The organism is Tardiphaga robiniae, assembly GCF_001618955.1.
GTDB lineage: Bacteria > Pseudomonadota > Alphaproteobacteria > Rhizobiales > Xanthobacteraceae > Tardiphaga > Tardiphaga robiniae_A.
Genome location: NZ_LVYV01000009.1, coordinates 80,053 through 98,501, shown reverse-complemented (window position 1 = coordinate 98,501; position 18,449 = coordinate 80,053). Strand labels below are relative to the sequence as shown.

Genomic DNA, 18,449 nt, shown 5'->3' with positions numbered 1-18,449 from the left:
ACATCCGATTTTGCGACGACGGGCGTCACCGTGCGGGTGTCGCCACGATCGGCTCGCCCACGGGGGACGAACGCATTCACGACATGCGCCAAAATGCGAACGAGGGCCAACGGCGGCCCCCGTTCCTTCCTGATATCATTCCGCGGCGGCGGTGCGATCGAGATCCAGCACCTGCCGTTCGAACAGGCCGCGATAGATGCCACCCGGTCGCGCTGTGAGCGTGGCATGGGTGCCCTCTTCCGCGATGTGCCCGTGATCGAACACCAGAATGCGATCGAGGCTGCGCACCGTCGACAGGCGATGCGCGATCACGATCGACGTGCGGCCTTTCATCAGCCGCTCCATCGCCTCCTGGATCAACGCCTCCGACTCTGAATCGAGGCTCGATGTCGCCTCGTCCAGAATCAGCACCGGTGCATCCGCCAGGAATGCACGCGCCAGAGCGACACGCTGCCGCTCGCCGCCCGACAGTTTCACACCACGCTCACCGACCAGCGTGCCGTAGCCTTTCGGCAGCCGGGTGATGAAGTCATGCGCATTCGCCAGCCGTGCCGCCTGTTCAATCGCTGCCATGCTGGCGCCGGGCCGGCCATAGGCGATGTTGTCGGCCAGCGAACGGTGAAACAGGATCGGATCCTGCTGCACAATCGCAATCCGGCTGCGCAGCGATTCCTGTGTGACCTCGGCGATGTTCTGGCCGTCGATCATGATCTGGCCACCCGACACATCGTAGAGCCGCTGGATCAGCTTCACGAATGTCGTCTTGCCGGAGCCCGAACGCCCGACCAGACCGACGCGTTCGCCGGCGCGAATGTCGACCGAAAGTCCGTCATAGAGCGGCGTGGCGTGACCGCCATAGTGGAACGTCACGTCATCGAACAGGATGCGTCCACCGGTGATGGCAACCGGCTGGGCATCGGGAGCATCGGCGATGCCCAGCGCGACATCATGAATCGCGACAAGCTCCTCCATGTCGTTCACCGAACGCTGCAGGTTGTTGATGTGCATGCCGACATCGCGCAGATAGCCGTGGATCACAACATAGCTCGTCAACACATAGGTGACATCGCCTGCCGTGGCCTGCCCGTTCAGCCACAGCCATAGCGCGCCGCCGATCACCGCCGTGCGCACGCAGAGCAGCACTGCGAGCTGCACCGTGCTCGTGGTGTTGTAGCGATACCATGTGCGCGCCACGCGCACGCGCCAGCGGCCGATCACCTGCCCCAGCCGACCGTCCTCACGGCTTTCCGCGCCGAAGGATTTCACCACGGCGTTACAGGTCAGGGCATCCGCCAGCGTACCGCCAACCTTGGTGTCCCACGCATTCGACACCCGTGCGGCCGGCGCGATGTAACGCGTGGAGAACCACACGGTCATGGCGATATAGGCGACCGTGCCGACAGCGATCACACCGCCCAGCGCCGGCCAGTGCCAGCCGAGCAGCAGCATCGAGCCAAGCAACACCACCAGCGACGGCAGCAGCGCCATCAACAGCGTGTCGTTGAGCAGATCGACCGCCCACATGCCGCGCGTGACCTTGCGCACCGTGGAGCCCGCGAAGCTGTTGGCGTGCCAGTCCGTCGAGAAACGCTGCACGCGCGCGAAAGCCTCGCGCGACAGATCCGACATGATACGCAGCGTGAACGGAACGATGGCGTGGATGCCAAGTAGCCGCAGCAGCATCGACATCGCGCCAAGCGCCACGATGGCGCCAAAGGCTGTAAATGCCGCCTGCCGGGCCACCGGATCGGCACCGCCTTTGGTGACGGCATCGACCAGTTGCCCGGAGAACAGCGGCATGAACAGATCGGCCACCGTTGCGCCGAGCAGACCGACAGCAACTGTCGCCGCGCGCCCGGGCTGCCGGAACCAATGCCGGATCACGAAAGGGATCACCACGCGGATGGCGGCGGCGCGGTCCTTCGATTTCAGAGTCATGACTTCATCCGGCAGCACCCCTGCGCAGACCGGCTCCATGGTTTGACGCGCAACGGCCAGACCGAGCGCGAGCGTCCTAAAAGTACAGAAACGGGAAAAATCAGGATGATCGGGACATCAGGCCCGACCGGCAGAGGCGGAACCGGAGCTCAACGAGCCCGCATAAACCCGCATGCGTGCACCGAACCGAGAATTCCGGAGAGCAGATCAATCGACTTCATGCAGACTCTCCCTCGGGTTCGAGCAATGGAAGGTAGTTTTATAGATGTGCCGCCGACTTTTGGCAACATGATGGCCGGCTTCAATCGCTGATTGGCGATAGAACCGCTCCAGCCGCGCTTAGTGCCCGCCGCCCGCATTGGCGGGATTGCTGGGCTTGTTCAGCAGCATCACCATGAGGCTGAGACCGACATAGAACACCGACAGCGCGAAGAACGCGTCGCCAAAGCTCATCACCACGGCCTGACGATGCACGATCTGCGACAGCTGCTTCATAGCCATCCGCGAGGCGTCGCCCATGCCCTGGAACTTCTGGGTGAACATGTTGAGCATCTCGACCGCCTGCGCATTGCCCCAGGTGACCTTGTCGTGCAGCCGCGTGATGTGGAAGTCGGTGCGGTGATCGAGCACGGTGTTGATCAGCGCGAGGCCGAGTGCGCCGCCAAGATTGCGCGTCAGGTTGAACAGGCCGGAGGCGTTCTTCAGCATCTGCGGCGCCAGCGTGCCGAGCGCAATGTTGTTGATCGGCACCATGGCCATCATCATGCCGATGCCGCGCAGGATTTGCGGCACGAGCAGTTCGTAGAAATCGAAATCGCGCGTCACCCATGTCATCTGCCAGGTGCCTGTGGCGAACAGAATCAGGCCGAACATGATGAGATAGCGCATGTCGATCTTCTGCATCAGGCGCGCCACCAGCGGCGCCGTCAGGAACATCGCCACGCCCGAGACGAACATGGTCTCGCCGATCATCAGCGCGCTGTAGCCGCGGATCTCCGCGAGATAACGCGGATAGAGATAGGTCAGGCCGTAGAGCCCGATGCCGACGCAGAACGAGAACAGACAGCCCAGCGCGAAATTGCGATCCGTGAAGGCGCGGATGTCGACGATGGGCTCCCGTGCCGTCAGCACGCGCCAGAAAAATGCGATGGCCGACAGCAAGCAGATGACCGCGAAGATCGCAATCGACGTGTCCTGGAACCAATCGTTACGCGGCCCCTCTTCCAGCACATATTCCAGCGAACCGAGGAAACCCGCCATGAAGCCGAGGCCCCACCAGTCGAAATGATCGAGCAGCTCGAAATGCGGCTCGTCGAAATCCACCAGGGCGAGCACGCCGATGGTGATGCCGATGCCGGGCACCACGTTGATGAAGAACAGCCAGTGCCAGGACAGCGCATCGGTGATGTAGCCGCCCACCGTGGGTCCGATGGTCGGCGCCAGCGTCGCCACGAGGCCGATGATCGGGCCGACGATGTGGAATTTGGAGCGCGGAAACACCGTATAGGCTGAGGCGAACACGGTGGGGATCATGCCGGCGCCAAGGAAGCCCTGGATCGCGCGCCACAGGATCATCTGCTCGATCGACGAGGTGAAGCCGCACATCAGGCTGGCGAAGGTGAATCCGGCGGCGGAGATCGCAAACAACAGCCGCGTGCCGAGTGCGCGCGACAAAAAGCCGGACAGCGGAATCGCGATCACTTCCGCGATCAGATAGGCGGTCTGCACCCAGGAGACTTCGCTGGACGACGCGGACAATCCGGCCTGGATTTCAGACAGCGAGGCCGAGACGATCTGGATGTCCAGAATCGACATGAACATGCCGAACACCATGATCAGAAACGCGATCAGGCGTTTCGGCGCGACATAGTCCGCGGCCGGAGCGGCCGGCGGTGCGCCTGACACGGTGGTGGTCGTGGACATCTGCTTGTCCTGACTTAGCGCGCGGGTTCGGCACCCGGCTTGGTGTTGACGCGGACATAGACCGACATGCCGGCGCGCAGCAGGTTTTCCCTGGCGACGTCAGCCGGCACCCTGAGGCGCACAGGCACGCGCTGCACGATCTTGGTAAAGTTGCCGGTCGCATTATCCGGCGGCAGCAGCGTGAACACCGAGCCCGCGGCCGGCGCGAGGCTCTCCACCGTGCCTTCGATGGCGCGGCTGGAGTCAGCGTCGAGCTCGATCGAGACCGGTTGGCCCGGCTTCAGGCGGCGCAGCTGCGTCTCCTTGAAGTTGGCATCGATATAGACGTCGTTGAGCGGTACGACATTGCCGAGGCGCTGCCCCATCGAAACGAAATCACCGGTCGAGATGAGGCGGTTGGAGAAGATGCCATCCACCGGCGACTTCACGGCCGTGAAGTCGAGATCACGCACGGCCTTGTCCAGCGCGCTCTGCAATTCGGCGAGCTGCGCACGCGCTTCGTTCTGCTGCGCCTTCGTCACTTCGACGCTGCTCTTGGCTGCATCGACGGAGGCTTTCGCAGCCTTCACCGAAGCGGATGTCTGATCACGGTTCGACTGCGAGGTCTCATAGACCGAGCGTGAGGCAAAACCCTGCTTGCTCAGCGTTTCCTGACGATCGAATTCAAGCGACGCACGATTGGCAGCCGCATCGGCGGATGCGAGCTGGGCCTGCGCCTGTTCGACGGCGCTTTCCTGCGCGCCGACCTGACGGCCTATCCGCTCGATGGTGGCCTTCTGGGTGTCGATCTTGCGCTTGGCGGCATCGACGGCGATGCGATAGTCGCCGTCATCGATCCTGAAGATCACCTCGCCGGCCTTCACCGCGACGTTGTCGCCCGGGAGGATCTGCGCGATGTGGCCCGAGACGCGCGCACCCAGCGTGGTGTTGCTGGCGCGGACATAGGCGTCGTCGGTCGACACGATGAAGCGGCCGACCAGATAATAGTTCACGCCATAATAGACGCCTGCGACGGCGAGCAGCGCGCCGACACCGAGCAGCACTTTTTTCTTCTTGCCGGATTTTGGAGCAGCGGTCTGCGCGGTCGCGGCCGGTGCTGCTGTGGCGGGTTGTTCAGGTGCGGGCGCATCCGCAGGACCGCGGGCTGCGGGTTCATCCGCTGCGGGCGACACGACGCGCACCGGCGCGCTGTCAGCCTCGCCTTCGGGGCGAATGATACGGGCAGCCTGGTCGCGTGGTCCGGCCATTCCGGCCTCCTCAAACGTGAGAATGCGGACACCACCGGACATGCCGGGTCCCGCTTGCTGCGGCAATATGTAAATTGACCGAACGGTTCGGTCAAGATAGAGTTTGGCCAGTTCATCACGATTTCGCGTTATTCCGGTTTCATCGCGGGCGATATCCCGCTGATTCATCGAACAGGCTGAACGAATGGTTGCCTCCCACCCTGCCCCCCTCTCGCCCGTCGGCGAGGAAGACAGCGCCAAGCGCCGCCAAATTCTCGACGGCGCGCGAAAAGTCTTCCTGGATCTGGGCTTCGACGGCGCCAGCATGGGCGAGATCGCGCGTGCCGCCGGCGTCTCCAAGGGCACGCTTTATGTCTATTTCACCGACAAGAGCGCGCTGTTCGAGTCGATCGTCGAGCAGGAGAAGCTCGAACAGGGCAAGGCCGTCTTCAATCTCGATCCGGAACGCGATGCGGTGACCACGCTCGGCGAATTCGGCCGCGCCTATATCCAGTTGCTGTGTCGGCCCGGCGGCGGCTCGGCGATCCGTACCGTGATGGCGATCGCGGAGCGCATGCCCGATGTCGGCAAACGCTTTTATGAAGCGGTGTTGGCACACGCGATCCGGCAGGTCGCGACCTATCTCGATGCCCGCGTCGCTGCGAAGGAACTGGAAATCAAGGATACCGAACTGGCCGCCGCGCAATTCATGATGTCCTGCCAGGCGACGCTGTTTCAGCCCTTCATCTTCCAGGCCAAGCCGACACCGACGCGCGCGGAGATCGACAAGGTCGTCGACAGCGCCGTGCGGATGTTCCTTGCGGCCTACCGCATCTGACGCGCTCGTCTATTCGTTTTCGTAGAAGTCCTCGTCATCGGGCGACTTGCGCGTCGACTTCTTGGCCGTGCGCCCGATCGAGCCGGTCACGCCGCCGTAGTCATTGTTGTTGCGGCTGGCATAGGGATTGCGGCTTTGCGCGCGCGCGGCAATCTCCTCGCCCGACACGGCCGCCGGCTGGCAGATCACCGGGCGCTTCGGCCGGCGCATCAGATCCACATGAATGTGATCGTAGTGATAGACGTTGGAGCCCGGCGCCAGCACGGTGTTGAAGACCTGGCACGCACCGCCCTGAATGTCGCGCAGGAAGCCCTGCTCTTCCGGCATCCCCTTCCAGCCTGCCTTCACCGAGACACTGCGACCATCGGCGAGGACGAAGGCGGAGATATCGAGCGCATTGCCGAACGCATGTTCGGAGATGTGCGCGCGCGAGTTGCCGTTCATGCCGCGGCAGGAATAAGCGGAGATCTGCTTGATCTCGGCGACGCGGACGCCGAACCAGCGCATCGCCGCCGGCTGCACGGACTCCGCGAGCCACTTGTCGAGTGCCGAGACGATGGGACAGGCCAGCGTCGCCGTCGGCTTCACGACGACGGGGCCAACCGAGCCCGTGACATTGCCCTGTCCCGGTCCAAGACGCTGCGGGGCATAATCCTGCGGCGGCTGACTCTGCTGCACACCAGAACTGTAACGGCCGTAAGGCGCGCGCGGCTGCGGCTGCGGCGACGACATTGTTTGCGGCGAACCTTCCGGCGGCAGTTCGATTTCGTCTTCATTGTCCGGCGGCACGCCCGGCGCATTTAGCGAGATCGGCCCGTTATTGGCAGCGCCGCCATAGGACGAACCGCCATAGGATGGCTGCTGCGGCGCGGCAGCTTGCGGATAGGAGCTTGGATAGCTGTTCGCGGGACGCGCCATGGTCTGTGGCTGCTGCTGCACTGGCCAACGCGGTTGGCTTGCACCGCTGATGCCGCCCGGCGGTCGCAGGGTTTCATCGGCAAAGCCGTAGCTACTGCTGGCCTCGCCGAGCGCCGCCACCTTCAAGGGAAATTCTGCGCCGCAGACACCGGGCCCGGAAATCGGGTTGATCCGAACGAGATCAGCGCCCTCTTTCACCGTGCCGGATTTGAGACATGCGACTTCTGCCTCGGCACGCCATGGTTCACGTTCCTGGGTCTGAAACAGACCGCGTCCGCAACCCGCAAGCGAAACAAGGACGACGGAGCCGACGAGATACAAACGAACTCTGCGCGTCATTCGCGCAAGGTGGTCGAAATGTTTTAAAGACTCTTCAACGCATTGAATTCACGTTTGATTTACCATGTTGCCGACGCTCATGCCGCTACAGCAGCAATTGGCCGGCTTCCTTCTCTTTTCTGCGGGAACGGACCGCCAGCTTTCGCGTTACTCAGCGCGACAACGTCAAAGGGAGGGTTCCCATGACTATGTTCGGTCAACTGAGCGTTGTGGCCGCCTATGCGGCAATCGCCTTCGTTGGCGCTATCGTATTGGGCGTGCTGTAGAGCCCTAATCTCATGAAGCTTTCTCACCTATGGCGCCCGCTCCCCGGAGCGGGCGCTTTTTGCTGTCGTGACCTGCCAATAGCCGATTGACAGTTTGACGCAGGCCGGGGCCTGATGCCCCCCGTTACGGGCGCTTGCGCGTGGACCGGGACGACCGCCCGCGCAGCAGACCGGCGCCGAATTCAGAAGTCAGGAAACGCCTATGCGCAAATTCTTTGCCGCAACCATTGCGGCTGTATCACTCGCCGCTGCACTTACAGCCCCTGCTGCGGCGCAAACCCCGATCAAGATCATGGTCGGCGGTATCGACAAGCAGATCTATCTGCCGGCGAAACTCGCGGCGCAGCTCGGATTCTTCAAGGAACAGGGGCTCGACGTCGAGCTATTCAACTCCACCTCCGGCTCGCAGGCGGCCACCGCTTTGCTCGCCCGCGAAGTCCAGGGCGTGGTCGGCTTCTACGATCACACCATCGACCTGCAATCCAAGGGCAAATTCATCACCTCGGTGGTGCAATTCGCGATCGCACCTGGCGAAGTCGTGCTGGTGAAAGCCGCCGACGCCGACAAGCTGAAGGATCCCGCCAACTGGAAGGGCCAGGCGCTCGGCGTCACCGGTCTCGGCTCTGCCACCGACTTCCTGACCCGCGCACTCGCCGCCAAGGCGGGGCTGAAGATGCAGGACTACACGCTGGTGCCGGTCGGCGCCGGCGATACGTTCCTGGCTTCCATGCAGCAGGGCAAGATCGTGTCCGGCATGACCACCGAGCCGACGGTGGCGCGCGCGGTCAAGAACGGCACGGCAAAAGTCGGCATCGATCTGCGCACACCGGAAAGCACCCGCGCTGCACTCGGCGGCGATTATCCGGCCGCGTGTCTTTATATGGACCGCGCCTGGATGGAAGCGAACAAGGAGACGGCGCAGAAAGTCGTCAATGCCTTCGTGAAGACGCTGAAGTGGATGAATACCCACTCGCCCGAAGAGATCGCAGCTCAAATGCCGAAGGACTATTATGCCGGCGAACTCGATCTCTATGTGCAAGGTCTGCGCGAAGGCAAGCCGCAATACTCCGTGGACGGCATGATGCCGGCTGGCGCACCGGAGTCGGTGCTGAGTGTGCTGAACAGCTTCTCGCCCAACCTCAAGGGCAAGACCATCGATCTCGCCAAGACCTACACCACGGATTTCGTGGTCAAAGCCAACGCGACGAACTGAGCATGTCAGCAATTGCATCGCCCTCCGCCGTCGCGCTGAAGAACGTCGCGCGCCGCTTCGTCACGCCTTCGGGTGACGTTCTCTCCGCGCTGGAGGATTTCGACCTCAGCATTGCGCCCGGCGAATTCATGGCCGTGGTGGGCCCCACCGGTTGCGGCAAGTCGACGACGCTCGGGCTGATCGCCGGCCTCGCCCGCCCGCAAGGCGGCGAAGTCACATTGTTCGATGCGCCGGTGACCGGTGTTGATCGGCGCGTCGGCTTCGTGTTCCAGCAGGATGCCGTGTTTCCGTGGCGTGACGTGCTCGGCAATGTCATGGCCGGGCCGTTGTTTCGCGGCGTGGCGAAAGACAAGGCGGAGGCTACCGCTCGCGACTGGATCATTCGCGTCGGCCTGAAGGGCTTCGAACATCATCATCCGCATCAGCTCTCTGGCGGCATGCGCAAGCGCGTCGCGCTGGCGCAGACCTTCATCAACAATCCGCAGGTCCTTTTGATGGACGAGCCGTTCTCCGCGCTTGACGTGCAGACCCGCGAACTGATGCAGGAAGAATTGCTGCAGCTGTGGGCGCAGGCGAAATCCGCGGTACTGTTCGTCACCCACGATCTCGATGAGGCGATCCTGCTCGCCGATCGCGTCGCCGTGCTGACTACGCGACCGGCGCGGGTAAAGTCCGTCCACACCATCGACCTGCCGCGTCCGCGCGATGTCGCGACGCTGCGCTACGACGAACGCTTCATCGCGATTGCGCGCAAGATCTCTGACGACCTGCGCGAGGAAGTACTGCGCGCACGAGGCGCTGACGCGCGGGGACACTGACATGACCGAGACAACAGTGACAGCCCCCCTCGTCACCGACGGCCGTATCGAAACCGCCGTCCAGCGCATGCGCCGCCATCAACGCCTGGTGCTGGCGCTGCGGCTTGCCGTTCTCGTATTCCTGATCGGCGGCTGGGAATTCGGCGTCCGCCTCGGCGTGATCGATCCGTTCTTCTTCGGCCAGCCATCCGGCATCGTCACCAAGCTGATCGACTGGACCGAGAACGGCACCTCGATCGGACCGCTATGGAAGCAGATCTGGGTGACAATCTATGAGGCCGGCGCCGGCTTCCTGATCGGCTCGGCCATGGGCATCCTGTGCGGCATCGCGCTTGGGCGTAACCAGCTCCTGTCAGACGTGTTCTCGATCTACATCAAGGTCGCGAATTCGATCCCGCGCGTTGTCCTCGGCTCGATCTTCATCGTCGCCCTCGGCCTCGGCGCGGCCTCGAAGATCGCACTCGCGGTCGTGATGGTGTTCTTCGTGGTGTTCGCCAACGCCTTCCAGGGCGTACGCGAGGCCGACAAGAACCTGATCGCCAACGCGCGCATCCTCGGCGCCAGCAACTGGCAAATGACCCGCGCGGTGGTGCTGCCTTCGGCGCTGTCCTGGATTCTCGCCAGCCTGCATGTCTCGTTCGGCTTCGCGCTGGTCGGTGCCATCGTCGGAGAGTTTTTGGGCGCCCGCGAAGGCATGGGCCTGCTGATCGCCACGGCGCAGGGCTCGTTCGATTCCAACGGCGTGTTCGCCGCGATGATCGTTATCGCGATCGTGGCGCTGCTGGCCGAATGGATCCTCACCATGATCGAGAACCGGCTGCTGACCTGGCGCCCGGATACCACCGTTAACGAGTGACGCTCGAAACCCGGCGCGCTTGATTCAAATCGGCGCGCCGGCAGTCATCCCTTTTGCAACAATGTTGTCCGCCCGCGCCGCGACGACACATTTCTCCGCCGCGACGAAACCGTTTTGCCGAATTGACGCAAATCTCCTGAAACCGCCGCTGGGTACATCTCCTGCCAACGAGGCGCCGAACGGGCGCTCACCCACAGGCGCTCAAACGGAGATTCCCATGATTACCCTCGCTTCTTTCGAACGAAAAATTCGCCGTGCTGCCGTCGCAATCGGCGCGCTCCTTGCCGGCGCATTCTCCTTTGCCCACCCGGCAGCCGCAGCGCCGCTGCCGCTGTTTCCGTTCTTCATGGCGCCGCCAGTCCAGAGCGAGCCTGCACCCTATATGCAGTCCCCGCAGGTGGATGACGAACGCCCGGCCATCGAACAGCCCGCGCGCTTCAGGCGGCAGATCGTCAACTATCCGACCCGCGAGGCCACCGGCACGATCATCGTCGATACTCCGAACACCTATCTCTATTATGTGCTCGGCAACGGTCAGGCGATCCGCTATGGCATCGGCGTCGGCCGCGATGGCTTCACCTGGTCCGGCGTACAAACCGTGACCCGCAAGGCCGAATGGCCGGCATGGACCCCGCCCGCTGAAATGATCGCACGCCAGCCCTATCTGCCGCGCCACATGGCCGGCGGCCCCGGTAACCCGCTTGGTGCCCGCGCCATGTATCTCGGCGGCACCATCTATCGCATCCACGGCACCAATATGCCGGAGACCATCGGCACGCAGGTGTCGTCGGGCTGCATCCGCCTCACCAATCAGGACGTGTCTGATCTGTATTCCCGCGTCACTGTCGGCACCAAGGTCATCGTGTTGCCGATGGATCGCCGTGCGGACAGCGCAAGCGGCAAACGCGGCTAATCTGAGGCGCGGCTCCTAACTGGCGCGCGTCACCACAGCATTGTAATGTCCCCGCGTTTTCGAGCGGGGACATCATGCGTCTGAAACCAATTCTGATCGGCGCCGTGCTGGTCGCCGTCTTTTTCGTGGTCGCACTCAAGGTGATGGACTATGTGGCGCCGCGCGGCGCCGGCTCGGCGCCGGTGCTGGTCGCATTGCCGCCACTGCCACCCTCACCCGCACGCAGTTCAAGCATCGTCGCACCGGTCGCCATTGCACTCACCGCGATCCGCGATGCCGCAGACCGCGGCGCGCCGCGCAGCTTCAACGGCACGGCTGACAATCCTGTACAGCAATTGCTGCAGGATGCCGATATCAAGTGGACGGCCGCACGGGGTCCGATCGCGGCGACCGGCGCGCAGGACACGTTGACCATGTCGACGCCACTGACCGGCACGCTCAATGTCACCGGCGCGATCTCGACGAATGTGCGCGACGCACTGGGTGGCGCGCTCGGCAACCTGCTCGGCGGCAATGTGGCCAAGCAGCTTGGCAACATCAACATCAAGAACGTCAATGCCAATGCGGAAATCCGCGGCAATGTGGTGGTCTCGGCGCAGCCACGGCTGACCCCGAACTGGCGGATCGACCCGAACCTGGCCGCTCAGGTGACACTCGGCGATACCAATGTCGCGGTCGCCGGTGCCCGCATCAATGTGCCGGCGCAGGTCAAGCCGATGATCGACAATGCGGTCAATGAGCAGATCATCGCCCTGCAGCAGCGCCTACGCAACGATCCCGCCTTCGAGCAGAATGCACGGCGTGAATGGGCCAAACTCTGCCGGTCGATCCCGCTGCAAGGTGCGAGCGCATTGCAGAACCTGTTCATCGAACTGAAGCCGACGCGTGCCGTCGCCGCCCAGCCGCGCATCGACGCCAGCAATATGACGCTGACACTCGGCGTCGAGGCCGAAACACGCGTGACCTCAACACAGACGCAGCCGAATTGTCCGTTCCCTGCCACACTCACCATCGTGCCGCCCGGCCCCGGCAAACTCAGCATCGGTGTGCCCGTGGACATGCCTTTCACTGAACTGAACAAGATCATCGAGGCGCAGCTCGCCGGCAAGACATTCCCGGAAGACAATTCCGGCGCGGTCGCTGTGACGGTGAAAAAGGCAACTGTCTCGGCATCCGGCGACCGCCTGCTCATCTCGTTGCTGGTGAATGCCAAGGAGAAGCAGAGCTGGTTCGGTCTTGGCGGCGAAGCAACCGTCCATGTCTGGGGCAGGCCTGCGCTCGATCAGGCGGCACAGACGCTGCGCTTTACCGATCTGGAACTTGCCGTTGAATCAGAAGCGGCCTTCGGCCTGCTCGGCGCGGCAGCTCGTGCAGCCATGCCATTGCTACAGAAGACGCTGGCCGAACGTGCGACCATCGATCTGAAACCCTTTGCCTCGAACGCGCAAAAGAAGATCGCCGCCGTCATCGCGGATTTCCAAAAGAACGAAAATGGCATCCGCGTCGGCGCCGAGATCAGCAGCCTCCGCCTTGGCGGGATCGCGTTCGACTCCAAAACGCTGCGGGTGATCGCGGAGGCCGACGGCGCCATCAATGTGAATGTGACGGCATTGCCGGGGCTGTAGGTTTAACGCGATGACGCGGCGAAGAGCGCACCCGCAAAACGGGCGCGCCCTTATCGTCAGCCTACTGGTTCTTGGCTCGCGTTGTCACAACGTGGCGCAAAACGGCCTTACATCGCATACTTGAACTCAGGCATCGCCTTCAATTGATCCTTGCTGGCACTGCTTAGCACGGCATGGTCGGGGTACCAGGGATTCGCCTTGGCCGGCGCGGCGGCTGCGGGAGCTGCACCCGTGGTCATGCCGCTCGGGGGCGAGGTCGACTTCATGCCCGACGAACCGCCAGTTGAAGATGCCATTGTTGCGACCGGCTCGTTCACGAATTTGATCTTGTCATAAGGTATGGCGATCAGACGTTCGCCGACACCGAGGAAACCACCGACGCCAATCACCACCGCCTTGATGTTCCCCTGCTTGTCGGTCAGGAGATCGTTGATCGAACCGAGGCTCTCATTGGCTTCGTTATACACGCTCAGACCGACCACCTTCGATGTACGCCAGTTACCATTGAACGTCGTATCAGATGCGGTGACCGGCGCAGCGGCGGGGGCTGTCGTCGTTGTCGTAGTGCTCGGGCTTTGCGCGAAAGCGGCGGTTGCCAGTAGCGCCGAACCAACGATACCAGCCGTCATATATTTCTTGAACATATGTTCCTCCTGTCGTTGTGGATGTCCAAAACCAACGCGGAGATACAATGACTGTTCCGGTTCCACCTAAATTGGTCGTTAGAATTCGCCCCAATAGGGTGCGACGCCATAATGGCGATGTAGCGCTTCTTCCTGCGACCTGTCGCCCCAGTCGAACTCGCGTTTCTCGGTAAATGACGGCGCGCTGCGCAACTCCTCTTCGCTGATATCGAGTTGATACGCATCGAGTTTGCGATCGAAGGTCAATCGCGCCCAAGGCAGCGGCAGCAGGTTCGAACCAAGGCCGAGAAAGCCGCCGAAGCTGAGGATGGCGTAGGACACTTTGCCGCTGATCTTGTCGATCATCAGCCGTTCGATATGCCCGATGCGTTCGCCGTTCGGACGCCGCACCGCCGTTCCTTCGATCCGGTCACTTGCAATCAGGCTATGCGGCTTCATCATGACGTCGGGAGTCATTGTCGCCTCCATAAATCAATTGAAGGGATAACAATGCCCGGACGTGTTCCTTGTTCCGGCAATAGCGCGAAAGTGACGTGCACAAAAGAAACCACCACCCTTCCCTTGCGGGAAAGATGGTGGCGTCTGCCTGGTCGTACGCGTCGCGGTCTTCGTATCAGGTCTGGTAGTCGATCAGCAGCGCGGTGAATGACGCCTTGCTGCTGGATGCCGTCGTGCTGGTCCCGCTTGCGCTATAGGCACTCGAGGACGAGGCCTCCAGCGATTGCTTCAGCGAGTCCAGGAACTGCTTCATGATATCGGAGATACTGGTCGCACTGTCCGTATCATCGGTGCTGTCGGTACTATCGGCGCTATCCGACGGCGGAGGGCCGCCGGGGGGTGGACCGCCGGCACCCTTGGAGCCTCCTGCCCCACCCGGGCCGCCATCGGCGAAGGCGGACTGGAACACGCCCTGCAATTCGGTGGCCTGGTCCGAGGTCAGCTTGCCGCTGGACACCTGGGCACTGATGAGATCGTCGATCTTCGATTTCATCTCGTCCGGCGACGACCGGCTGCCGCTGCTCTGGCTCGAACGGTCGGCCTGCAGCGACGAGTCGATATCGGTTAAAGCAGAGGACAGCGCATCCTGATCGCCGCTGCTGATCTTTCCGGAGGAAAGCTCGGCCTGCAGCTCCTGCTGCAGTTTTTGAAGGGGGGATTGGTAGGAACTGCTGGACGCAGCCGAGATAGAGGTCATGATCTGCTCCAAGGTGCTTGCTTAGTGCTCGCAACTTGCGGTTAACCTTCTTAACGAGGTCTTGTTATCGCCTTGCTGACATGTTGCGGTTTGTTGCGCCCCAGCCACCAGCAATAGTCCGAAACAAAAAACTTCTGCAGCCCGCGCCGATCCCGGCCAAAAGAGTTCGCATGGCAAACGTACCGAACATCCTGGTCGTAGAAGACGACCGCGAAACCCGTACGCTGATCGCAAAGTATCTGCGTACCAATTCCTGCAACGTCACCACCGCCGCCGACGGGCGCGAGATGGAAAAGGTGATGGCCGACACCCGCGTCGACCTGCTGATCCTCGACGTGATGCTGCCCGGCGAAGACGGCCTCAGCCTGTGCCGCAAGGTGCGCGCCGAGTCGCAACTGCCGATCATCATGCTGACCGCACGCGGGGAGGACGTGGACCGCATTCTCGGCCTCGAAATGGGCGCCGACGATTACCTGCCAAAGCCGTTCAATCCGCGCGAATTGCTGGCACGCATCAATGCGGTGCTGCGCCGACAGGCCACGGCGCTCAATGCGAGCGCCACGCCGAACGCCACGGCGCTGTCATTCGCCGGCTGGCAGATCGACCTGCGCCTTCGCGAATTGCGTAATCCCCAAGGCGCGCGCGTCGCCATGACCTCGGCCGAATTCGATCTGCTGCGCGCCTTTGTCGAGCGCTCCGGTCGGGTGCTGTCGCGCGACAGCCTGCTCGATCTCACGCAAGGCCGCAGCGCCGGCTCGTTCGAGCGTAGCATCGACGTGCTCGTGAGCCGCATCCGTCGCAAGATCGAAGTCGATCCGCAGGACGCGCAAATGATCAAGACGGTGCGCTCGGGCGGCTACATGTTCACGCCGACGGTGGAAGCGGTCGCGACGGCGACGACCAACTAGTTTCATCGAGATGTTCAGCGTCCTCAATCTGCGTCGGATCAGCGGCCAGATCACCGCCTTGGTGGTGATGTCGATCGTGGCTATCCACATCGTCCTCTCGCTGCTGTTCACGCTGATGCGGCCGGACCCGAATGATGCGCAGCGGGATCGCGGCCATGGCGAGTTGATCGCGATCGTTCGCTTGCTGAAGGCGACACCGATCGCCGATCGCCCGGAACTGCTGGTCAATCTGAAAAAGGCTTTTCCTCATTTCGACATCCGGCCGGTCCCTCGGGATGCAACGATTACCACCGACAATGGCCCAGATTATCCGCGTCACAGCTTACGCCGGCTGCTTGGTTCCGACGCGCGACTGCTGACGATCGATGGCGCGCCGGACCGGATCGGGATCACCCTCCCGGACGGCGACATGTTCTCCTTCAATAGCCTGCCGGAGCGGCGACCAGGCTTCTTTCTGGGCGGTCCCTGGGTTCTGACGTTTCTGTTCGTTGTGATCAGCCTGACGCTTCTGGGCCTGTGGGCGGCCCGCATGCTGGCGGCACCACTTTCGGCCTTTGCAAAAGCGGCCGAAGAATTCAGCCTCAGCGGCTCGGCCGAACCTCTCCCCGAACGCGGCCCCGAAGAAATTCGATCGGTGGCACGCGCGCTGAACCGGATGCGCGAGCGCATCGGCACACTCATCGACGACCGCACCAAGATGCTGGCCGCGATCAGCCATGATTTGCGTACGCCGATTACGCGGCTGCGTCTGCGTTCGGAATTCATCGAGGACGACGGCCATCGCCGCCACATGCTGCGCGACCTCGACCAGATGCGATCGATGCTCGAAGCCGTGCTGTCGTTCCTGCGCAATGACCGCCGGCTGGAAGAGATGACGCTGACGGATATCGCCACAACCCTGCAGCTGATCGCCGACCAGTTTGCTGACATCGGGCATATGGTGACCTATCAGGGGCCGTCCCATGCCATGGCAATGGCAAGACCCGACGATCTACATCGCGCAGTGACCAACCTGGTCGAGAACGCCGTGAAGTTCGGCTCCGAAGCGAATATCTCTCTGACGATGTCCGAGGGCGGCGCCATCATCGACGTCGCCGATGACGGTCCTGGCATTTCGGACGCACAAAAGAGCGCGATGCTGCAGCCTTTCGTGCGCGGCGACGACGCCCGCAACATGGATCATGAAGCTGCCGGCTTTGGCCTCGGCCTCTCGATTGCCCGCGCCGTAACGCTGGCCCATGGCGGCGAACTGACACTGCTGGATCGCCAGCCGCGTGGCCTGATCGTGCGTATCGCACTGCCGGCACGCGATACGGATAGAGCCGCAGCGTAGCGCTCAGTTCGCCTTCACCGCAGGCGCGATGCTGTGGACCGCACCCGGCTTGCGCAGATGGATCGTAGCGATGTCATCGCTATAGACCTTCTCCCAACCATCGACGCGATCAAGCAGCTTGGTCGCCGCGCTTTGGGTTCGCAGCAAGGTCGCCTCGATGTCGTAGTCCTTCAGCAGCCGGAACAGATTGTCGGGCTCCATCAGACCGCTGGCATTGTTGTGATCGACCATGAATTTCTCGCCATATAGCTCGACGCGGCCATCGATGAAGGTAGGTACCCCCCGCGAGATCAGATAACCGCCGAAATCGTAATCATTGAAAACGCGGCTGAGGTTGAGTTTCTTGAGTTCGGTTACTGCTGCCGCGGGCGCAGCATACGCCGATGGCGCGTAGTGACGGATCGGTGCAAAGGCCAAGGTTGCTGCGATCATGGAGACGGCAATGCCGGCGAACACCACACTGCGCTGTTGCGGCACATCGGTAAATCCCGTTCCATGCGATCGGCCAATCTGTTGACCCAGCGGTTTGGCCAGTACCAGCGGCGCCAATAGCGCCATCACCTCGGCATTGCGGATATGGCTCAGCGCCATGAACACGAAGCCGAGCACAAGCACGACACGCATCGGCGGCAGCGTGAAACCGCGCCACAACACCAGCGCAACCGCCCCGAGCACAGTCAGTTCAAGGGGGCCGACATTGCCGAAATTTGCGGGACGCCACTCACCGATCACCCCCAATGCTTCGCCAAGACCGAGAATGCGCCGCGCCGCGAGCAGCGAGTCCCAGCCATATGGCGTGACGCAACTCGCAGCCAAGGCCGCAACGAAAAAAGCGGCCCAGCGTAACGCCAGCGCCGCGCGTTGCGGCCGCGCGACATTCAACACGGCATCGAGCCCCATCGGCACCACCAACAAAACCCCGAGCACATAACCGCCGTGCATGTTGGCCCACAGCGTGATCAGGGGCAGCGCATAGAACGACGGTCCGACACGGCGGTCCATTGCTGCGACCAGGGTACCCACCCATGCCATCATGACCGGCATCGCCAGCACGTGCGGCCGCACCAGCAGATGCGATGCCATCAACGCGAGTCCCACGGTGGCGAAGATGATCGCATGCGTCAAAGCAAGCCGCTGAAGCAAAAAGCGCATCAGCAGCGCGAATGTCAGACCGATCGAGGCGGCCGCGAGCAGCACGGGGCCCGCCCACCCGGCGATCGCGTAGCAGCGCGCGTACAGCACCTGCGCAAGCCACTGTGTCGATATCCACGGCTCACCGAGCTTGGTAAAGGAATAGACGTCGGTGTGAGGCACCGCACCATGATCCAGCATCCATTGCCCGATAGCCAGATGGATATAGGTGTCGGGATCGTTAAGCATCTGATCACCCGCGAAGACCAGCAAGGCGGAGACGCCGATCCCAACCAAAGCGGGCAGCAACTGGGCTAGCGGAAAGACGCGCTCAGCCGGGTGGGTGGGGGACATCGTCATGGCCG

General features: G+C 62.5%; 16 protein-coding genes. 8 read left to right on the top strand and 8 right to left on the bottom strand.

Annotation, left to right across the window (positions count from 1 at the left end; all coding sequences use genetic code 11):
- Positions 1-135: 135 nt before the first annotated feature.
- The 3 genes from A4A58_RS12205 to A4A58_RS12195 form a co-directional block, all read right to left on the bottom strand.
- Positions 136-1,938, bottom strand: coding sequence for an ABC transporter ATP-binding protein (locus tag A4A58_RS12205; RefSeq protein ID WP_068732356.1), 1,803 nt, complete (start codon positions 1,936-1,938; stop codon positions 136-138).
- A gap of 339 nt (positions 1,939-2,277) precedes the next feature.
- Entirely contained in the window at positions 2,278-3,861 is a 1,584-nt protein-coding gene (locus A4A58_RS12200) for a DHA2 family efflux MFS transporter permease subunit (RefSeq protein ID WP_068732304.1), read from the bottom strand.
- Positions 3,862-3,875: 14 nt separating this feature from the next.
- Entirely contained in the window at positions 3,876-5,108 is a 1,233-nt protein-coding gene (locus A4A58_RS12195) for an HlyD family secretion protein (RefSeq protein WP_068732354.1), read from the bottom strand.
- Positions 5,109-5,292: 184 nt separating this feature from the next.
- Here A4A58_RS12195 and A4A58_RS12190 point away from each other — a divergent pair, with 184 nt between their 5' ends.
- A complete protein-coding gene (locus tag A4A58_RS12190) occupies positions 5,293-5,925 on the top strand; it encodes a TetR/AcrR family transcriptional regulator (protein WP_068732302.1) in 633 nt (210 codons plus the stop codon).
- A 9-nt stretch (positions 5,926-5,934) separates the two neighbouring features.
- On the opposite strand, the gene A4A58_RS12185 is transcribed toward A4A58_RS12190, so the two are convergent.
- Entirely contained in the window at positions 5,935-7,182 is a 1,248-nt protein-coding gene (locus A4A58_RS12185; RefSeq protein ID WP_068732300.1) for an extensin-like domain-containing protein, read from the bottom strand.
- Between the two features lie 468 nt (positions 7,183-7,650).
- On the opposite strand from A4A58_RS12185, the gene A4A58_RS12180 reads away from it, so the two are divergent.
- The 5 genes from A4A58_RS12180 (at position 7,651) to A4A58_RS12160 (ending at position 12,873) form a co-directional block, all read left to right on the top strand.
- Positions 7,651-8,661: an ABC transporter substrate-binding protein gene (locus tag A4A58_RS12180; protein ID WP_068732298.1), complete on the top strand. Its 1,011-nt coding sequence runs from the start codon at positions 7,651-7,653 to the stop codon at positions 8,659-8,661.
- 2 nt (positions 8,662-8,663) lie between these two features.
- Positions 8,664-9,479, top strand: coding sequence for an ABC transporter ATP-binding protein (locus A4A58_RS12175; protein ID WP_068732296.1), 816 nt, complete (start codon positions 8,664-8,666; stop codon positions 9,477-9,479).
- A gap of 1 nt (position 9,480) precedes the next feature.
- Complete coding sequence (locus tag A4A58_RS12170) at positions 9,481-10,335, top strand: ABC transporter permease (protein WP_068732294.1); 855 nt, start codon at positions 9,481-9,483, stop codon at positions 10,333-10,335.
- A 217-nt stretch (positions 10,336-10,552) separates the two neighbouring features.
- Positions 10,553-11,248 carry a L,D-transpeptidase gene (locus A4A58_RS12165; protein ID WP_068732292.1) on the top strand — a complete coding sequence of 232 codons (696 nt, stop codon included), beginning with the start codon at positions 10,553-10,555 and terminating at the stop codon, positions 11,246-11,248.
- A 74-nt stretch (positions 11,249-11,322) separates the two neighbouring features.
- Complete coding sequence (locus A4A58_RS12160) at positions 11,323-12,873, top strand: DUF4403 family protein (protein WP_068732290.1); 1,551 nt, start codon at positions 11,323-11,325, stop codon at positions 12,871-12,873.
- Positions 12,874-12,980: 107 nt separating this feature from the next.
- Here A4A58_RS12160 and A4A58_RS12155 read toward each other — a convergent pair whose 3' ends face one another.
- The 3 genes from A4A58_RS12155 to A4A58_RS12145 form a co-directional block, all read right to left on the bottom strand.
- Positions 12,981-13,517 (bottom strand): PRC-barrel domain-containing protein, encoded by a 537-nt coding sequence (locus A4A58_RS12155; RefSeq protein ID WP_068732288.1) that lies wholly within the window; start codon positions 13,515-13,517, stop codon positions 12,981-12,983.
- A 78-nt stretch (positions 13,518-13,595) separates the two neighbouring features.
- Positions 13,596-13,973, bottom strand: coding sequence for a PRC-barrel domain-containing protein (locus A4A58_RS12150; protein ID WP_081421845.1), 378 nt, complete (start codon positions 13,971-13,973; stop codon positions 13,596-13,598).
- 157 nt (positions 13,974-14,130) lie between these two features.
- Positions 14,131-14,712 carry a hypothetical protein gene (locus A4A58_RS12145; protein ID WP_068732284.1) on the bottom strand — a complete coding sequence of 194 codons (582 nt, stop codon included), beginning with the start codon at positions 14,710-14,712 and terminating at the stop codon, positions 14,131-14,133.
- A gap of 170 nt (positions 14,713-14,882) precedes the next feature.
- Here A4A58_RS12145 and A4A58_RS12140 point away from each other — a divergent pair, with 170 nt between their 5' ends.
- Both A4A58_RS12140 and A4A58_RS12135 read left to right on the top strand, forming a co-directional pair.
- Positions 14,883-15,620 carry a response regulator gene (locus A4A58_RS12140; RefSeq protein ID WP_068732282.1) on the top strand — a complete coding sequence of 246 codons (738 nt, stop codon included), beginning with the start codon at positions 14,883-14,885 and terminating at the stop codon, positions 15,618-15,620.
- Between the two features lie 10 nt (positions 15,621-15,630).
- Positions 15,631-16,953: an ATP-binding protein gene (locus tag A4A58_RS12135; RefSeq protein ID WP_086937035.1), complete on the top strand. Its 1,323-nt coding sequence runs from the start codon at positions 15,631-15,633 to the stop codon at positions 16,951-16,953.
- Positions 16,954-16,956: 3 nt separating this feature from the next.
- Here A4A58_RS12135 and A4A58_RS12130 read toward each other — a convergent pair whose 3' ends face one another.
- Positions 16,957-18,444 (bottom strand): hypothetical protein, encoded by a 1,488-nt coding sequence (locus tag A4A58_RS12130; RefSeq protein ID WP_068732278.1) that lies wholly within the window; start codon positions 18,442-18,444, stop codon positions 16,957-16,959.
- Positions 18,445-18,449: the final 5 nt, after the last annotated feature.